At 56.6% G+C, this 18,864-nt stretch carries 14 protein-coding genes and 1 pseudogene; 8 read left to right on the forward strand and 7 right to left on the reverse strand.

The features are described from left to right. Positions 1–12: 12 nt before the first annotated feature. Genes nth through SKTS_RS09190 form a run of 4 tightly spaced genes read left to right on the forward strand, consistent with a single transcriptional unit; the run spans position 13 to position 2,977 of the window. A complete protein-coding gene (gene nth / locus SKTS_RS09175) occupies positions 13–648 on the forward strand; it encodes an endonuclease III (RefSeq protein ID WP_173063625.1) in 636 nt (211 codons plus the stop codon). Beyond that, positions 645–1,757: an FIST C-terminal domain-containing protein gene (locus tag SKTS_RS09180; RefSeq protein WP_173063628.1), complete on the forward strand. Its 1,113-nt coding sequence runs from the start codon at positions 645–647 to the stop codon at positions 1,755–1,757. The genes nth and SKTS_RS09180 overlap by 4 nt, the downstream gene beginning before the upstream one ends. Then, positions 1,750–2,175 (forward strand): DUF1841 family protein, encoded by a 426-nt coding sequence (locus SKTS_RS09185; protein WP_173063631.1) that lies wholly within the window; start codon positions 1,750–1,752, stop codon positions 2,173–2,175. The genes SKTS_RS09180 and SKTS_RS09185 overlap by 8 nt, the downstream gene beginning before the upstream one ends. 31 nt (positions 2,176–2,206) lie before the next feature. Further along, complete coding sequence (locus tag SKTS_RS09190; protein WP_244617489.1) at positions 2,207–2,977, forward strand: DUF3025 domain-containing protein; 771 nt, start codon at positions 2,207–2,209, stop codon at positions 2,975–2,977. On the opposite strand, the gene SKTS_RS09195 is transcribed toward SKTS_RS09190, so the two are convergent. Beyond that, positions 2,978–4,486 (reverse strand): flagellin N-terminal helical domain-containing protein, encoded by a 1,509-nt coding sequence (locus SKTS_RS09195; protein WP_173063637.1) that lies wholly within the window; start codon positions 4,484–4,486, stop codon positions 2,978–2,980. Between the two features lie 153 nt (positions 4,487–4,639). Here SKTS_RS09195 and SKTS_RS09200 point away from each other — a divergent pair, with 153 nt between their 5' ends. From SKTS_RS09200 to SKTS_RS09210, 3 genes are read left to right on the forward strand one after another with little or no spacing between them, the layout of a single operon-like run. Then, complete coding sequence (locus SKTS_RS09200) at positions 4,640–7,549, forward strand: tetratricopeptide repeat protein (protein WP_173063640.1); 2,910 nt, start codon at positions 4,640–4,642, stop codon at positions 7,547–7,549. 9 nt (positions 7,550–7,558) lie between these two features. Further along, positions 7,559–10,060 carry a tetratricopeptide repeat protein gene (locus tag SKTS_RS09205; protein WP_173063643.1) on the forward strand — a complete coding sequence of 834 codons (2,502 nt, stop codon included), beginning with the start codon at positions 7,559–7,561 and terminating at the stop codon, positions 10,058–10,060. Further along, a complete protein-coding gene (locus SKTS_RS09210) occupies positions 10,057–11,157 on the forward strand; it encodes a tetratricopeptide repeat protein (protein WP_173063646.1) in 1,101 nt (366 codons plus the stop codon). Before SKTS_RS09205 ends, SKTS_RS09210 begins: the two co-directional genes overlap by 4 nt. Positions 11,158–11,390: 233 nt before the next feature. Here the strand turns inward: SKTS_RS09210 and SKTS_RS09215 are convergent, their stop codons facing one another. From SKTS_RS09215 to SKTS_RS09225, 3 genes are all read right to left on the reverse strand, one after another. Then, positions 11,391–13,100: a sulfotransferase domain-containing protein gene (locus tag SKTS_RS09215; RefSeq protein ID WP_173063648.1), complete on the reverse strand. Its 1,710-nt coding sequence runs from the start codon at positions 13,098–13,100 to the stop codon at positions 11,391–11,393. A gap of 230 nt (positions 13,101–13,330) precedes the next feature. Then, complete coding sequence (locus SKTS_RS09220; protein ID WP_173063651.1) at positions 13,331–13,474, reverse strand: hypothetical protein; 144 nt, start codon at positions 13,472–13,474, stop codon at positions 13,331–13,333. Between the two features lie 131 nt (positions 13,475–13,605). After that, positions 13,606–14,454 (reverse strand): class I SAM-dependent methyltransferase, encoded by an 849-nt coding sequence (locus tag SKTS_RS09225; protein WP_173063654.1) that lies wholly within the window; start codon positions 14,452–14,454, stop codon positions 13,606–13,608. Between the two features lie 135 nt (positions 14,455–14,589). Here SKTS_RS09225 and SKTS_RS09230 point away from each other — a divergent pair, with 135 nt between their 5' ends. Then, complete coding sequence (locus SKTS_RS09230) at positions 14,590–15,030, forward strand: hypothetical protein (protein ID WP_173063657.1); 441 nt, start codon at positions 14,590–14,592, stop codon at positions 15,028–15,030. Between the two features lie 86 nt (positions 15,031–15,116). Here the strand turns inward: SKTS_RS09230 and SKTS_RS09235 are convergent. From SKTS_RS09235 to SKTS_RS09245, 3 genes and pseudogenes are all read right to left on the reverse strand, one after another. Beyond that, positions 15,117–16,067, reverse strand: a pseudogene (locus tag SKTS_RS09235) (IS1595 family transposase). Between the two features lie 136 nt (positions 16,068–16,203). Next, positions 16,204–17,424, reverse strand: a complete 1,221-nt coding sequence (locus SKTS_RS09240) for a glycosyltransferase family protein (protein ID WP_173063660.1) — start codon at positions 17,422–17,424, stop codon at positions 16,204–16,206. A gap of 12 nt (positions 17,425–17,436) precedes the next feature. Further along, complete coding sequence (locus SKTS_RS09245) at positions 17,437–18,828, reverse strand: radical SAM protein (protein WP_173063663.1); 1,392 nt, start codon at positions 18,826–18,828, stop codon at positions 17,437–17,439. Positions 18,829–18,864: the final 36 nt, after the last annotated feature.

Below are 18,864 nucleotides of genomic sequence, written 5' to 3' on the forward strand. Positions count from 1 at the left end.
CCCGGCTTTTACATGAACGCTGCCAAGCGCCGAGAGATATTCACCCGCTTCCGCAACGGGAATCCGCACCCCACCACCGAACTGGTCTACCGCACGCCGTTTGAACTGCTGGTGGCCGTGGTCTTGTCGGCGCAAGCGACCGACAAGGGCGTGAACCTCGCCACCGCCAGGCTGTTCCCCGTAGCCAATACGCCGCAGGCCATTCTCGCACTGGGGCTGGACGGGCTGAAGGAATACATCAACACCATCGGGCTCTACAACAGCAAGGGCAAGCACCTGATCGAAACCTGCCGCATCCTGGTCGAGCAGCATGGCGGCGAGGTGCCGGCCAGTCGCGAAGCACTGGAAATGCTTCCCGGCGTGGGGCGCAAAACGGCCAACGTGATATTGAACACCGCGTTCGGTCAGCCCACCATCGCCGTGGACACGCACATCTTCCGCGTCGCCAACCGCATCGGTCTGGCCCCCGGCAAGACCGTGCTGGAAGTGGAAAAAAAGCTGCTCAAGGTCATCGAACCGCAATTCAGGCACGATGCCCATCACTGGCTGATTCTGCACGGACGCTACGTGTGCAAGGCGCGCAAGCCGATGTGCGGCGAATGCCTGATACGCGATCTGTGCGAATATAAAGACAAGACAGACAAATGAAGCAAGTCGCAACCGGCTTCGCTACCCATCCCTCGGCCAGCGAGGCGCTGGCGCACCAGGCGGTCTCCGTCGCCATGCAAAAGGCCGGTCTTGCCATCGCCAGCAGCGTACTGCTGTTCCTGACACCCGAGTTCGCGCGCGACCCGCTTCCTGCGCTGCGCGCCGCTGCCAGGGCTGCCAGTTGCACGCAGATAATCGGCTGCAGTGCGGCCGGCATCCTCACCGAGGAAGACTGGGTGCTGGATGCCCCGGCGGCGGCCGCGATGGTATTCGGTCCCGGCGTAAGCCTGGAAACGCGGCACGACACGCCGGGGAATGACTTGTTGCTCACTCTTGCGGCGCCCAACGCCATTCATACCGAATGGCTGGACAAGCCCGGGCGCCGTTTCGGCGGCGTTTCCGGCGACGCCACCGGGCAGGGGCCGTTCGGCGTGTGGCAGGGGGGCAAGGTGGCGCAAATCGGGCGCTGCGAGGTGGCCGTGCATGGTGCCAACGGCGTGGTCGGCGTGTCTCAGGGTGTGCGCCCCCTGAGTCAGACACCTTATGCCGTGACGCAGTCCGAAGGACTCGATGTGCAGGCGCTGGGCGGGCAGCCGGCCCTCAATGTGCTGGCCCGGGCATTGCCGCTGGAGCTGCGCAGCGACGATATCTTTCCGCTCCACCTCATCATGGCTGGCATCACTTACGGCGAGCATGTCACGGCGATTGCCGAAGGACGTTACCGTCTGGCCCCTATCATCGCGGTCAATCCCCAGGATGGCTCGGTGACCCTGTCGGTCCGTCCGTTAGAGGGAGAGCAATTGTTCTGGGCCATGCGCCAGCCGCTGGCTGCCGAAAGCGACATGCGCCTCACCGTGGAGCGCCTGCAGCAGGAGCTGGGCGGCACACCTGACTTCGGTCTGTGTTTTCCCTGCATGGGACGCGGACCTTACTTCTACGGCGGCGTGGACCGGGATTTGCAGCTCGTGCAGCAGCGTTTTCCCGGCATGCCGTTGATCGGTTTTTACGGCAACGGTGAAATTGCGCCGTTCAACGGCAGCAACCAGCTGTTCCAGTACGCCGCGGTTTTGGGGCTGTTTTCAGTTGCGGATGGAGTCGCGCGTGTTTAATCCCAGCCGCGATCAGGCGCGCCAGTTCCTTTTCGACACTTGGCGCAAATACGGCCAGCACCAGCCGCTTTCCGCGCTGGAAAGCATGGCGCTGGAAATCCTGCTGCAGCACCCGGAATACCATGCGCTGCTGAACAGCCCGGAACGCTACCTGGAGCGCGATTATTTGCCCGAGCAGGGCGAGACCAATCCCTTCCTGCACCTCAACCTGCACCTCGCCATTGCGGAGCAACTGTCGATCGATCAGCCCCCCGGCATCAAGGGACGCTACCAGAAACTTCTGGAGCAGAGCGGCGACCCACACGACGCGTTGCACCAGGTCATGGAATGCCTGGGCGAAATGATCTGGCAGGCGCAGCGCAACCGCACCTCGCCCGATCCCATGGTTTATTTCACCTGCCTCGACCGCCATGGATGAGTGGCGGCAACATTTCCTGAATTCGTCCCCCATGTTCGAGCCGCTGCGCGGCGTGGGCGAATCGCTCGAAAAGCTCGAGCGCTGGCCCACGCTGGACGAGTTGAACGCGCTGCTTTCGCCCTCCATCCGCACCGCGAGCGGCGCGGCCATCCGCTTTGTACCCCAGGACGGCAAGCCGCGGTGCATGGAAGAAAAGTACGAGGCCCGCATCTATCTCAGCGGCGAAGTGCAGACCCGCACGGAAAACTGGCACGATCTGTTCAACGCGCTGGTGTGGCTGGCGTTCCCGGAAACCAAGACGGCCATCAATGCCCTGCATTTTTCCGCCATTTCACAGTCTGCAAGTGCTGAAGCCGGAAATCGCGGTAAAACCCAGGACGTCCTGACGCTCTTCGACGAAAGCGGCGTGGTGGTGTTATATGCGGACGATGAACAGGCGGATTTGCTGCGTGAGCATCGCTGGACTGAGCTGTTCTGGGAGCGGCGCCAGGCCGTGACGGAACGAATGAAATTCGTCATTTTCGGACATTCGCTCTATGAAAAGGCGCTCAAGCCCTATGTCGGGTTCACCGGAAAAGGGCTGATGCTGAGAGTCGGATCATCATTGGCGGCTTTTCCTGGGGAACAGGCGCAGGAACTAGACCAGCTGATTGCCAGTGGGCTTGCCGAGCGGGTAAACGACGCCCTGTGCCCGGTTCCACTGCTTGGTGTGCCGGGTTGGTGGCCGGATAACGAGACCCCTGCGTTTTATCAGAACACCGAGTATTTCAGGGCGAAAAAGCCAGAACGTGTTCGGTATTAGTTAGCGCAGTAGGCTCAACACGGAGTTTGGCAAAGAATTGGCCTGCGCCAGCATCGCCGTACCTGCTTGCTGCAGAATCTGGGAACGTGTCAGGTTTGCAGTTTCTGCCGCGAAGTCCGCATCACGAATACGGCTGCGCGCGGAAGACATGTTTTCCGATGTCGTTTGCAGGTTGTTGATGGTCGCTTCAAAACGGTTTTGCAACGCGCCAAAACCGGAACGCTGGCTGTTGATGGCGGTCAGCGCCATATCGGCAATGCGCAGTGCTTGGGTTGCTCCTGCAGTAGTCGTGATATCGATGGTCGAGACTGACTGTAAGGATGACGCCACTCTGCCATTCGCTGCCAAAGCCGCGCCAAATACGCCCGATGTCAGGGCAGCACCGGTGCTGACTACGGAATATGACTTGTCGGAATCCAAGTTGACTTGTCCTCCAACCACAAGATTTCCGCCATATGGAACCGCATCTACATAGGCTTTTGTCATGGTGATGCCGCCCGCAGTCATGTCGCCTGCGGTCGTATTGGCACCCGTCGCAACCAAAGCGATATTATATCCCTCCGCCTGGGTTAGCACGATGCCGGTCGCTCCGTCCAGCTTGGCGGAAATGCCAGTCGTGCTTGCGGCATTGTTGAATGCCGAGACCGCCTGGGAGAGGCCCTCCGCTCCGGTGGGCGACGAAATCGAGAAGGCAACGTTTGCCGCAGTTGTGTTCGATCCATATACGTCGAGCGCGTAGCTGCCTGATGCGCTCAAAGTCAACGTGGTTTCGGTAAAGGCTGCAGCTTTCACCCCTGTCTGGCTCACAGTATTAATTTTTGTCGCAACATCCCGCGCGGAATCCGTTACGGCCAGCGTAATGGATCCGCTCCCGGTTGCGCCATTGATGGTGGCCGTACCCGCAGTGCTTACTACCTCGCCTGTCTGCAGTGTCGCCAGGGTAGTGCCTGCATTATACAAACCAACCGAGCGGGTGTTCTGCTTGCCAATTTCATACGTTCCATACTGGGACGTCAGGAAGTTAGTAGTGGTCGCGGTAATGGTTTGATTGGCATTGGCGCCGACTTGATACACGGCAGAGCCGAATGTGCCGTCGAACAGTTTTTGTCCGTTGAACTCAGTCGTGCTCGCGAAGCGGCTCAGTTCCTGGTTAAGTTGCGTGGCTTCCTGATTCAGCGCCTGGCGGTCGGATGCGGTATTGGTCGCGTTGGCGGCCTGCACCGCCAACTCGCGGATACGCTGCATCAGGTTGCCCATCTGCTCCATCGAACCTTCCGCTGTCTGGGCGAGGGATACGCCGTCGTTAGCATTACGACGCGCCTGGTCCATGCCACGAACCTGGGTGGTGAAACGTTCGGAAATCGCCAAACCGGCAGCATCGTCCTTTGCCGAGTTGATGCGCAAACCGGAGGACAAACGCTGCAACGATGTCGTCAGTGAAGCTTGGCTGGCGTTAAGTTGCCGTTGCGTGTTGAGCGATGGAACGTTGGTGTTGATCGTTAGTGCCAAAAATGTTCTCCGATTTGCTTTAGGCTAGGTTCTTGATAGTCCTAAGTTTCATCTGGTAGCGGAAGTTAGGCAGAAAACTTGAGGAAAATCATTTCACGGTGAGGCGGGCATGTTCCGAGGCAGAATCTCAGTGTTTCCGGTTATCATATTTCCATGGATGGAATTTCTCAGGATTTGCCCCCTCATCAGGCCAACCCCCTCGCTGACGCCGAAGCTTGCTATCGTGCCGTGCTGGTGGATGTGCCCGCGCTGCTGGCCGAAAATCGCCTGGCCGAGGCCGAAAATCTCCTGGTCGAAGTGCTCTCCCTCTACCCGGACATGGCCGAGGCACATGGAAATCTCGGCGTGATTTTTCGCTATCAGGGGCGCCTCGGGGAATCCGAGCGCCACTTGAGGCAGGCGCTGAAATCCCGCCCGGATTATCCCGAGGCGCTTAATAACCTTGGCGCGGTTTTGCTGGATACCGGTCATTTGGCGGAGGCCGAGAAGTGCTTGCGCCGGGCGCATGCGCTTCGCCCGGGCTATGCCTCGGCCTGGAATAATCTGGGCAACGTGCTGAAGGCCGGGAACCGGATTGTCAAGGCGCGCCATGCGTATTCAGAAGCGATCAAAATCGCGCCGGACTATGCCGAGGCGCACTGGAACCGCGCGTTGGTTTACCTGTTGCAGGGCGATTTCAACAATGGCTGGCGCGAGTACGAGTGGCGTCTCAGACGTCCGGATACGCGCCACCTGTATCCCGATTTTTCCACCCCGGCCTGGCAGGGTGAAAACCTGGGCGGCAGAACCATTCTGCTCTACGCCGAGCAGGGCATGGGAGATACGCTGCAGTTTGTCCGCTTTGCGCCGCTGGTGGCGGCACGGGGCGGGCGGGTGGTGCTGCGCTGCCAGCCGCTGCTGAAACGCCTGTTGCAATCCGTGGCGGGCGTGGATGCCGTGGTGGCGGAGGGCGAGCCCCTGCCTCATTTCGACGTGCATTGCGCACTCCTGAGCCTGCCCCTGTGGCTGGGTGTGGACGATGAGCGCAATATTCCTGCCGATGTCCCTTACCTGCATGCAGAGCCCGGCTTGCGCGAACGATGGGCGGCGCGCTTGCCTGCCGGCGGCAGGATGCGCGTGGGGCTGGTGTGGGCCGGGGCGCCGCGCCCGGGCGATCTTGACTCCAATCTGATCGACCGCCGTCGCAGCTTGTCTCTTTCCGCTTTCGCGCCCCTCCTGGATTTGCCCGGAATCGACTTCTTCAGCCTGCAAAAAGGCACGGCCGGCCTTGAGGCGCACGGGTACCCCGGCAAGTTGATTGACCTGATGGACGAGGTCCACGATTTTACCGATACGGCGGCCCTGGTTTCGCAACTGGATCTGGTGATCAGCGTCGACACCTCAGTCGCCCACCTGGCTGGCGCGCTGGGAAAGCCGGTGTGGCTGCTCTCGCGCTTCGACGGCTGCTGGCGCTGGATGCTGGAGCGCGACGACAGCCCGTGGTATCCGAATCTGCGTCTGTTCCGTCAGACCGTGCAGGGCAACTGGCAACCCGTGATCGAACGGGTGACCGAAGCGCTCAGGGCTTATCCCGTTCCCGGTCGGGTAAAGCCTGATTCAGGCCCGGCAATCGAGGAACAGGTCTGTGCTGCGATGCGTAGCCTGGAAACCGGACGGGTTGACGAGGCCCGCAGTGCCCTGCAAAAGGCACTGGAACAGGCGCCTGGATCGGCCCTCGCGCTCTATGCGCGCGGCCTGGTAGAGCTGAAATCGGGGAACACCGAACAAGCGATCCCGTGGCTTGAGCAGAGCGTTGCGCATGACGGCGCTTCAGCGGAAGCGCTGGCGACCCTCGGCGATGCGTACCGGCAGGTGGGCCGTCTGGACGAGGCGGAGCGCTGCCTGGGCGACGCATTGAGCCTCGCCCCCGATTATGCCGAAGCCCACAACAACCTGGGTACGCTGCATCTGGTGAGAAAACAGTTGCAACAGGCGGTCGCTGCGTTCTCCAGCGCGATTCGCTTCAAGCCGGAAATGGCGATGGCGCACTTCAATCTCGGCGTGGCCTACCGCGAGCTTAATCAGCTGGAAAACGCCGCCCTGGCTTTCCAGAATGCCGTTGCCGGGAGGCCGGAGTTCGCCGAGGCGCATGCGTCGCTCGGCATGGCATGGCTGCTGATGGGCAGGATGCGCGAGGGGTTCGCCGAATACGAGTGGCGCCTGCGGCTCAAGCCGCCGCGCCACCCCGGGCCGCAGTGGGACGGACTGATCGTCCCCGGGGCTACCCTGTTGGTCCATTTCGAGCAGGGCTACGGCGACGCCATCCAGTTTGCGCGCTACCTGCCTTTCATCGCGCGGCAAGGAATGCGCGTGGTAGTGCAGTGCGCACCGGCGTTGCAAAACCTGATTCGCGACATGGAGGCGGTGACGGCGGTATATGGATTCGAGGAGCAATTGCCGCCCTTCGATGCCCATTGCGCCTTGCTGAGCTTGCCCAGCCTTTTCCAGACGGCTCTGGATAAGATTCCCGTCAATGTGCCTTATCTGAATATTTCCGTGGAGAAATCCGCTGTCTGGCGCGAGCGCCTGGCCTGCTATGCAGGCACGATCAAGATCGGTCTGTGCTGGCAGGGCAATGCGCGGCACGGGGCCGACAGCGAGCGTTCCATCGAACTGCTCCAGTTCGAACAGATGGCGAAAATGCCCGGCGTGACCTGGATCAGCCTGCAAAATCGGGCACCCACCGCGCAGGAAGGTGGCAGCGCGGAACGTCTCGGACTGGTCGACGTATCTGCTCAACTGGCGAATTTTACCGATACTGCAGCCCTGATCGGACAGCTCGATCTGGTCGTCTCGGTGGATACGGCCGTGGCGCATCTGGCTGGCGCGCTGAACCGGTCCGTGTGGACGCTTGTTCGTTATGCGCCGGACTGGCGCTGGCTGCTCGAACGTGACGATTCGCCCTGGTACCCGGGCATGCGCCTGTTCCGCCAGCGCGAACCGGGCGGCTGGGCAGAGGTGGTGGCAGAAGTCGACAAGACCCTGCGCGGCGTGATGGACTCCTTGCTCAATCAGCCGGAATAGAATGTCTGCATGAAAAATGAGCTTTCGTCCGGATTGAATGCGCTGCTGCAGCAGGGATTGGCCCATCACCAGGCCGGTCGTCTCGCCGAGGCGGAAGGACTCTACCGCCAGGTGCTGGCCAGCGCACCTCAGCACCCTTACGCCAATAACTACCTGGGCGTGCTGGCATCCCAGGTAGGGCGACACGATGTCGCGGCAGATCTGCTTCAGCAGGCTGTCCGGGCCGATGCGCGGGTGCCGGAATTCCACAACAATCTGGGACTTGCCCTGCAATCTCTGGGCCGTCCTGAAGAAGCCGAGGTGTCGTTCCGCCAGGCCATCCGCCTCAATCCTAAATTTCCCGAGGCGCACAACAACCTGGGCACGGTTCTGCAGGAGCGGAAACGCTTCGAGGATGCGGGCAAGGCCTTCGAACAGGCGCTGAGGCTCCGGCCGAATTATGCCGAAGCGTGGTTTAACGCGGGGAATGTGAATTTCCTTGGCGGCAAATATGAGGTGGCCGCCAAACGCTTCGAGCAGGCCATCAAATTGAAGCCGAACTACGCCAAGGCCTATTGCGGGCTGGGGCAGGTGCAGCAGCGTCTGGGCTTGATGGAGAAGGCGGAAAAGGCCTTCCAGAAAGCGCTGGAACTGCAACCCGATTTCGCCGAGGCTCATGGCAATTACGCCGCCTTGCTGCGGGAATCGGGCCGGCTTGATGAAGCGGAAAAGGCTTCTCGCAGGGCGCTGGAACTCAATCCGAACAAGGCGGAATCCTGGAATGGGCTGGGGGAGCTACATCAGCTTCTTGGGCGGATGGGCGAGGCCGAGGCAGCGTTTCGCAGGGCGATCGCGCTCAAGCCGGATTATCCCGAGGCGCACAACAATCTGGGCGTGTTGCTGGTAGAAAATGGACTGTTGGAGGAGGCGCTTAAAAGTTACCGGACAGCGCTGGAAATCAGGCCGGGATTTTTTTATGCACTGAATAATATCGGCATTGTCTACGCCAGCATGGGTCGCCTGCAAGACGCCATGGACTGCTACCGAGAAGCGTTGGCGCTGGATTCGTCTTTTGCCATGGCCCACACGAATATGGGCAATACCTATTATGAACTCGGGCAACTCGATCGGGCGCGCGAATGTTATACGCAGGCCCTGGTGGCCAATCCGGATGAGGACGTCACCCTGAGCAACTTGGGAAATGTTCTTCTGGGAGAAGGGAAACTGGAGGATGCCAAAATAGCACATCAGCGGGCGTTATCCCTCAACCCGACGAACGCTGTGGCACACAGCAACCTGATTTTTTTGATGGATTTCGATGCTCAGGCTACAACCGAGAGCCAGCAGGAAGAGCGCAAGAAGTGGAATGCACGGTATGCCGCACCGCTGCAGCAATTATGGCGAGCGCACGCCAACGATCGCGACCCCAATCGCGTATTGCGGGTTGGCTACGTTTCCGCCGATTTTCGCATGCACTCGGCGGCGTATACCTTTGAGCCCATGCTGTGTGGTTATGACCGGGAAAATTTCGAAGTCTATTGTTATTCCAATTCGCCGCGTAACGACCAGATGACGGAGAAACTCCGCAATTGCGTCACTGGTTGGCGCAATATCGTGGGTAAAAGCGATGCGGATGCGGATGCAATGATTCGTGCCGACAAGATCGACATACTGGTGGATCTTGCTGCGCATTCCGCCGGGAACAGGTTGCTGTTGTTCGCGCGCAAACCTGCGCCGGTCCAGGTGACGGGCTGGGGGCATGGCCACGGTACCGGGCTGGATGCCATGGATTATCTGTTTGGCGATCCGGTTAGTATTCCTCCCGATGAATGCCACTATTTTGCAGAGAAGATCGCCTACCTGCCATGTTTAATTCCCTATGCCTGCCCGGACAATTCGCCACCTGTCGCACCTCTGCCGGCAATGAAGAATGGCTATGTTACTTTCGGTTGTTTTAGCCGGCTGGTGAAAATCTCTGAATCATCGCTCGCACTTTGGGCGGAGATTCTTCTCGCAATGCCTGAAGCCCGTCTGATTGTTAAGGCCAAGGAACTTGACGATGTGACGCAGAGGCTCAGGATCGCCGATAAAATGGCGGAGTGCGGTGTCGGCGCAGAGCGCCTGACCTTGCTTGGGCGAACCTCCTGGTACGAGCATATGGCAGCTTACGGAGCGGTGGACATCGCCTTGGATCCTTTTCCTCATGGTGGCGGGATTGGCACCTTCGAGGCCCTGTGGATGGGGGTGCCAGTGGTGACGCTCAAAGGGCCGTCCTTGCCCAGTCGTGTAACTGCCGCCATCGAAACCGCACTTGGCCTTGAAGACTGGGTCGCAGATAATCGAGAGGCTTATCTGGTGCTGGCGAGGAACAAGGCTTCCAATCCTCGTGCGCTGGCTGAATTGCGAGCGAGGTTGCGCGAGCAAGTCAAGGCGTCACCCGCCGGCAATCCTGTCACGATAACGGGAATGGTCGAGCAGAATTATCGGAAAATGTGGCGAGAGTGGTTGACCAACAAGGATGTCCAAAAATGAGTGAAAGCAAAAATCTGACTTTGGGTGAGGCGTTGCAACTGGCCATAAACCACCAGCAACAGGGGAATCTTGCGCAGGCGGAAGAACTTTACCAACGCATTCTTCAAGCGATTCCCGAGCAGTTGGACGCATTGAATTTGCTCGGATTACTTTATTCGGATCAGAAGCGTTACGCCCTGGCTGAAGACTTGTTGCAGAAAGCCATTCGAATTAACCCCAATATCCCGGAGATACATAACAACCTCGGTGTTGTTCTTGAGGAGCAAAAAAAACTGGGGCAGGCCGAGGCTAGTTATCGGCGAGCTATTGCCATCAAGCCGGATTATGCCGAAGCTCATAACAATCTGGGCAATGTCTTGTGCCTTCAAAATCGTTTGGCAGACTCGCTTGCCTCCTACCAGGAAGCAGTCAGGCTACGTCCTGAATATATCAAGGCATGGAACGGTTTTGGGACTGCATTGAAGCAGATGAATGACCTGGAAGAAGCAGAAACATGCTTTCAGCGAGTTTTACAACTGGATCCAGGCTTCGTGCCAGCACTGAAAAATATGGGTGAGGTGAAGGCATTGCAAGCGCGGCTGGATGATGCAATAAGCTGGTATACGAGAGCCTCTGAGCTGGCGCCAGACGATTCGGATACTAGCTTGAGCATGGGCCTCTTGCTGCTCAAGCAGGACAAGATGGAGGAGGCCGCAGCCTGCCTGCGAAAAATACCCGTGGAGGACAGGCGGGGGTGGGATGTTTATTTGCTGCTGGCCGACATATACCGTGGACTGAAGCGCCTGGAAGATGTAATTGCCAGCTACCGCTCGCTATCGGGCAGCTATCCCGACCGCTTCGACGCGCACTTTCTGCTTGGCAAAACACTCTGGACCCACGGTGTAAAGCTAGTTGATGGTGAAAAAACGCAGGCTCTTGAAGAGGCGGTCCTCGCTTTCAAAAAAGCTTTCGTGCTGCATAACGATGCGGACGTACTCACCAATATCGGTAGTGTGTGCGTCGAAATGAAAGAATATGAGATTGCGGCCGAATACCTTCAGAAGGCGCTTGGGTTGAATCTGGAAAATGTGGAAGCAGAGTACTGCTTGTTCAGGTAATTAAATTCCAGGTCTACAAGACATAGAGTTCCCATCTGCAAGGGCTTTGCCGATGAAGTCCACCAGGAAGATATCGCGCCTTTTGTCCGAATAGCAGCGTTGTATCGGATAGTATGGCCCATCCACCTTGATGGTGCCGAAAGGTCCCTTGAAGTCGCAGGACGACGTTTGGCTAAGGCTCCAGAAACCGCGACTAGGACCGCGCAACCCATTCCCTTCACTGCGGGTCAGCCTCAGTGTGTTCCAAATCGCAGAATCGAATCAAAGCCGAGCGCTGCCAGGCGCGCGGGCAGTCCGGGCGCGTTGGCAAAAACTGCCAAGTCGAGCATTTCTTTGTGGTAGGGCTGAAAGGAATTTCGGCTTAAGCGGTGTTCCGGCAGGGGAATGTGTTGATCTTGCCCCTCAGCCTTTTTGCGTTCGCGCATAGCCTCCTTGTCGGTGGCGGCGACGATTTCTTCGATTTTCCCCGGGGGCAACTGAAGTCCTATTACTTGCACTATTCTCTGCATCGCAGTGCGTTTTTCGCCGGTGAGCTGTTCGTAACTCAATAGAAGGGCATTGCCGGACTGTACCAGCTCAAGCATGCTATCCATCTGTTTAATCAGGGGGATCGCACCCATCCATGTCAGTCTGGGCGATGTGAATCCAGAAATCATCAAAGACAGGCATTGTTCAACGGATTTTCCCTCGAAATAGTCGCTGCCGACGATGGATCGGCCGATTGCGGCATCCACATCACGGGTCAAGTGGGTGTACATGGACAACAGCACATCGTAGATGTTGCGGATGAGGAAGATATTCTTGGCTTGGGCGCCCTTGAGGAGTGCTATGGATTGCGGCGTCAGGACTGAATGCCAGGAAAAAAATGTTCCGGATGGGAATTCGATCAGGTTCGCATCCGCATAATCCGGTTCGCCAACGCCGATTTCCGGCTCATGGGATTTGAGCCCCGTGGCCATCTCCAGAATGTCGCGCAGCAGCCATGTGCCTGATTTTGGTATGGAACTCACGAATATCGGCCTGCTTATCTTGCCGGCCACCGGGGCCATGCTTATCGGATGTCGCGTAATATCCTTCAGGTCATAACCAAACGCCGAGTAAACATCAATGGCCTCCGGCGAAACCAGTTTGCGGAAAGCGTCCACTTTCCAGCCAGGCCAACTTTGCATCAGCTGAGCCGGCTCGCATTCGACCGGCGCTTCCCCGCGGAACAGGGTATGGCGCATGGAATAGGCGCGGTCCAGGTCCTCCTGATCGAACTTTACGCGGTTGCGAGTCAAATAAGTGGCCAACGTCTTGAATATGGCGGGGTTCTCGGCAACCACCTCGATGGGTAGATGGTGTTGCACCGCATTGATATCGCCCAGTATGTTGTTGAGCTGGAACATGCCTTGGTAGCTTGCCCAGACATCGATTTCATCCTTGGCGTAGGGCCGCAATCCCAGATACTCGAAATAGGCATGGCAGGCGACTTTCCATTCCCACGCAAGGGGGTCGGAGGCGCCGGCGCGCATTCTCATATTGCTGGCGCGCCAGCGGACGTAGAATTCCAGCCACGCCACGGGGTGGCGAACGAGATTGACGACGGGAATGTTTTTATAGCGTTCAACGTTCAGCAGTTCCGGCATCTGCCCGGCGCGGTAGGAGTAGCAATCGCCAATGGATGAATAGGTCATCCCCATGTCGTTCAGGAATTCTGTGAAAGGAACCAGCGGCGGGCGTTCTCCGCGAGTCCTTTCTTTCAGGTATTTCGGGCGGGATCCCTCATGGGCGAGCAGGGCGAAAATGTCCTTGTGGGAATTCAGCGCCTTGGGAAACCAGCCGAACAGATGGTCGGCCGCGTAGCCCCATGCGGTGACGTAGAAGACGCGGTATTCATCCTTTAATTCGCTTCGCGTCTGTACATTGAAATCTCTGTGGAGGGTGACAGGTTTTTGTTCCATTTGGCTTGCGCTTTGAACTGTTCGGTTTGTAGGAGGAGCATCAGACCATGAAACGAAATATGTTGCCCGTTGAGCATCGTCCACATCGGGGGCATCTATCAAAGCCAAACCAGCGAGCGCGCGGACATCCTGTGGATTTAAAGCAAGGGCCTGTTGGTAATGCAACCGTGACGCGCCCCATGCTTCTATCTCATTAAGCGCATCCGCGAAATCGTTATGCCTTTCAGGGGCTAGGGTTCAAGTGCTAGCGCGGCAGCAAAGGCCGAGACCATGCGATCGAAAGCTCCAACATGACGATAAATCTCTCCCATCAATGCTTGGGCAGGGGCGTAATTGGAGGCCAACGCCAATAGTGTCCTGTCCAGCTTGCTCATCAGCGCTGCCAACTCATTTTGTCTCATCTCGTTCCCCACGTACTCGCGCCCTGCGCGACATGGGGACAGTATCCGCGTCCCAGAGCTCACTAGATGAGCCCGTCACTACCTAATGTAACTAGAGCCTAATTTTATTTCTTTGCGAAAGCGAAACGCCGGCCACCGCTCTGAAAATCAGGCGGCACTATTCCCTTGTTTGGGATCAGTTGCACTTTGTTGAATCCGCCATGTTGAAATAGTGTTATTAATGCATCTTCCGTAGGCCACAATTCAAGATCATAAATTCCTGCCGTATGAGATTTGGTGCTATCAACTCGAATATAGAAGGCGGCTTCACTCGGCTGATAATTGGGACGATTATCAAATCCTGTTAAGCGGGGTTGGGCGATAACCGTTTCGGATATGCAGGAATGTCTGGCCACTCTCCCGATAGCGCGAGCCATCTCAAATGGATTGAGAACGTGGTACAACAAACCCATAAAAATGACTATGTCGTAACTATTATCATTCTGGCTGAGAAACTCATCTACTGTTGAATGTACAAAGTTCGCTTTAGCACCATAGACTTCACATGCGAATTGGGCTTTCTCGATATTCAAAGGGCGGTTTTCAACACAGGTAATCTCCCGAAAACCCATCGCCCAAAGCGCAACCGCCATTGCACCTTCTCCAGCACCAAGATCAAGAACGGAAAGATCAGCATAGTTTGCCGGAACATTTTCTTGAATGATGGAAACCAACATATCGCGGCGCCATGGGTGCATCTGCTGCACTGGCGTATAGGTCGGCGCAATGATGCCGTGACCAAAATCAAAAGGAAATTGCCACCCTCCATTAGGGCACCAGTCGCTGTCTTTTGCGGCAAGTGCTAAATCAGTAGTGCGTTGCTGGATATACTCCGGCAAGAGCAAATTATGAGGCGTGATTTTAAGTGTTGAAAAAGAACTCCCCGCCCACGAACCCTCACCATAACCATCCATTCTTAATTCCCTTCGTTATTGAAAATAAGTTCCTAGGTCAATACCCAGAAACGTACGTAGATTGTGCGCTAGTATTAATTAACTTTCTTCGGAAAGCCAATAGTAATTCGACAACATTCTGTAAAGGAAAAAATCATGAAAAAGATGTACTCAATTTTGGTTGCTTGTTGTTTGTCGCTATCATTTAACGCATTTGCCGGAAGCGGTAAGGCCATAGTCCCAATGTTTGGCGCAGATACCACGCAACCGGATTGGCAAAGGACCAATATCTTTTTATCAAACATTACTACTCACGCGCTAAATGTACAAATCACTGTTTATCAGGAAGATGGTACGGTAGTGCCTAGCTCTAGTCTGACCTATGTAAATTTTCAAAATTCAAATACTCAAATCGGGGCAGGTAAAAGTGCTTATCTTAAGATAGATACCGTCGGATGGCATTTTGGCTACGCTATCGTGCAATGGCAAAATTCAGGGACTGATCAAGACGCGGTAGGGTTGGTGGGAGCTGCACAGCGGCAGCAAGCGTTAGAGTGGGGACACTATATTCCCGTAAACAACGGGATACCTTTCTAAATTTCGAGGTAAGAATTGAAGATCAGGAAACCCAACACTTCCTGATCGATCATGTTTGGCTCTAGTCACATTAACCGATGATGCACTCACCCTCTAGCCGCCATGGCCAGCAACGACGCCGGATTCAGCGGCTCGCCGCGATACCGGTCGATAGCTCGGAACCAACCCAGGTAACTGTCGAGTTACTTGGTCGCAACGCCGTTGAATCGGCGCATCCAGGTCTTGAGCCTGGAATCGTAAGCGTTCACGTTCTGGACATGGTAAACCCCGGCGACAATGCGGATGCCGCTGGAGAGGTTGACCGGGCGATGGGTAACACCCATCTCGCGCGCGGCGGCAGTGAGCACGCTGCTGCCGTCAGTGCACAGAATCGTGTCCCTCGGCAGAAGGGGCTTCAATGCGGCGGCCACATGGGCATGGTCGTCTGCCTCCAGCACGAAGTCGGCGGTACTGCCGGCGCGATCGCGCGCGACCAAGACTGGAACCTGTTCCTTGGAAAGGCCGCGCTTTGTGGCCTTTCCACCCCGGTGGCGCGGATTTCGCCCGAGGTCCTTGCGTTGCCCTTTGCTGGAGCGCAAGAAATATGTCTCGTCACTCTCTGCAATCCCCACCAGGACTCGAGCCTGTACGGTTTTCGGCGTCGCCAAAAACCGGTGGCGCCAGCGGAACGCGGTCGGTCGCGAGACGCCGAGGCGTCGGGAGGCCTCGGTGAGCGACAAGCCATCTCGCAAGGCGGCCGTCTGATCGAGCCATTTTCCCTTCATCCGAAGGCGGGCAAGCGGCGTGCCCGTCAGTGCGTTGAAGCTCCGTCCGCACACCCGGCTATACCGCTGCAACCCATCGGCCATCCTGTTCTTGACGGTCCCCTTGGGGCAGCAATGCGGACAGGCCGCCCTTTCGCCGGCGGTGCTTTCGATCGTTTTGATCGACGCCATTCGGCGCTCGCTTGCAGTGAGTTCCGCGGTAACCGCCTGCCGCTGCGACCGTGTCAATTTGTCCAGCTTGCTCATCAGCGCTGCCAACTCATTTTGTCTCATCTCGTTCCCCACGTACTCGCGCCCTGCGCGACATGGGGACAGTATCCGCGTCCCAGAGCTCACTAGATGAGCCCGTCACTACCTAATGTAACTAGAGCCTAATTAGTTGCCAATGACCGTGCCGATCAGACACTCTTCATTTGCCTAAATCATTAATTATCTGTTGCGCGCGATGATGCCAGCAGTGCCGTTCGCGTATGACCTCCGCCGCTCTAAATCCTGCCTCTATTCGTTTTTTGTCGTTTTTCAGCCAGCGATGAGCTTCTTCACGGATATTTTCAGGGGTGAACATGCCATAGTGAATACCGGGTTCGAATGCGGTCAGCATTCCCCCAGGCTTGTCGTCATGAGGAGATGCATGGGTGAAGATGAAGCCGCCCACCGCCATGCATTCAAAAGTCCGGCTGTGCAGTCCGAGTCCATGGGTATTGTTTGCCAGGTTGATTCTGGAGCGCCGGTACACGTCGAGCAGGCCGCTCTGGGTTTCAATCATGCCATGGGCGTAGGGCTGGAACATGGGATGGGACGCCCATCCTGGGCCGTAAAGTTCCAGCGACTTGGAAACTTGGAGGATTTCCGTGATCAATGCCACGCGGTCGAGCAGGCGTGGATATTCCCTGGTCAGGTAATTGATATCAGCCTTGACGTGGGGAAGGGAGCTTTCATCCAGGTCAACGCTCTTGAGCATTTCCGTGGTCAGTTCGTGAATGTCCAACTCGCCCCGTAAAGGGCGGTAGGTATCTTCAACAACGTTTTGATATATGTTTTCTATTATGTTGCGAAGAGCCAGAGACGTCAGATTCTGAATAGGCTTCCCGGCTAGGCGTTGCGCGGCCACGTTTCTGGCTATTTGTGGTGTCGTGTCGGGCGGGCGGGGGATAAATCCACACAATGAAAAATCGACTTGGTCAGAATGAATGGGCCGGTCGCGGGAGTTGATAACGGCCTGGTCCACGCCGGTTACCAGAGACCCCACGTAACAAGGCAGTGCGGTATGGAGGCCGAGGACTCCCGCGTCACCCAATGCATAGAGAATATCCGAGGCTTCGAAGCCTTCCGCAAAGCCTTCGAGAGTTTCCGGGAAAACGTCCTGGAACCATGCAATATGGCGGACATGGGAAGGCAGGGGCGTGTTGGGGTCACGCGTGCGGTTGACTTGAATGACGACGTCGATCGACAGGTTTTCGCACATCCGCAACAGTGCGATGGGCGCCAGTGGAGCGAACAAGGCGTGGGCATGGTGGCCTAATACGTGAAATCCATTGGCCAGTCCCTTCACCATGCGCTGATCGTATGCATTGGGGTGGTTGGGAACGATCAATATCCGCAATAGCTTATTGGGGGTCACCCTGTTCATCAGCGGACTGCCTCAGATAAAGTTGATGTGCTCGGGCGGATTTTTCATATCCCAAAGGAATTTGTTGACGTAATCCTGGCGGCAGCCAATCGCGCAATCCTTGTGGACATCAACCGATTCGGACACATCGCGATGAACCGCCCAATAGCGGTCGCCCATCACCATGTCAAAAAATGACTGTTCATGGAGGTCGCCGATGTAAAAGCGGTCCTTGTTGAAGAAGGGTCCGCAGGGGTAAACCTTGCCGTTGCCGGATATTTGTAAAACGAACGGCGTTCCGTAACAGACATCGTATTTTCTGAAACCGTCCTTGTATAGCGCAGACTCCGTTCCCGCCCTGATTTTGTCCCATTTCACCTGGACCACATAATCGTCGGTGGACAGCTTTTCCACTTCTTTCAGCACGTCCTCGATTCTCAGGTAATCCTTGTAATCGATGCCGATTTCCTTGTATTCGGAGTCGGAGCAATGCTTGATCACAAAATAGTCCACCCCAAGTTCTTTGCCCAACTCGGCTTCCTTTACGACTTGGTCGTAGCATTCCGGGATCAGCACCATCTGCAGACCGAGGGTGCACTTGTAGCCGTTTTCCTTCTTGATTTTTACCAGGGCGCGGATTTTTTCGACCAGTTCATCAAAGTTGTCGGCCTTGGACTGGTGCACACGCTGGAAGCCGTCTCGCTCGCCCGCGGATAAATTAAATCGAATCCATGACATGTCGCGCAAAATGTCATGCGCGCGATCCATATCGAGCAGCAAGCCGTTGGTCGCCATGGAGGTATCTATACCAAGTTTTCTTGCCAGTACCGCTGCATCATAGACCGCAGGGTTAAGCGTTGGCTCGCCATCGCCGATAAATCCGATCGAGCGTACCCCCAGTTTGCCGCAGTCCTCGATGTATCGAAGTAGCGCATCGCGCTGGATCATGGTGCCCTTGGTCATGTTCTGCACGACGGCATAACAGTAAAGGCAGGCGGTGTTGCAGAACTTGGTCAATCCCATGTCCACGTGGACCGGTGCAAAGCGCTCCCCGCGTTCCCACGCAGCGATTCGGTCCAGGTGATACATGAGCTTGTGACCGTCAAAACGGAATTTTTCTTTTTTGTTCCGGAAACTAGGCCCAGTGAACGTATTCGGGGCATCGGCTTCACCATCTTTTTTCCAGGATTTATCCCAGCGGATGATGCCTACCTGTCCCGCTTCCTCGACGAATTGCACTTCCTGGCCCTCTGGGACGGCAAGTTTCCGGGAATCTTCCAGTTCCTTGTTTTGCTTGGCCAGCGCGCTACGGTCGACGATGACGTTAGAGGTCCTGAGCTTATGTCCCGGTTGGTTTGCCAGGGGGACATCGTTGGGGATATCCGTTTTGGCCGTTTCGCCGAAACGGTTTGTTTTATCTGTCATAGGAGGCTGTCCATGAATTAGGTTTTTGATTGGGGT

Source organism: Sulfurimicrobium lacus, assembly GCF_011764585.1.
Taxonomy (GTDB): domain Bacteria; phylum Pseudomonadota; class Gammaproteobacteria; order Burkholderiales; family Sulfuricellaceae; genus Sulfurimicrobium; species Sulfurimicrobium lacus.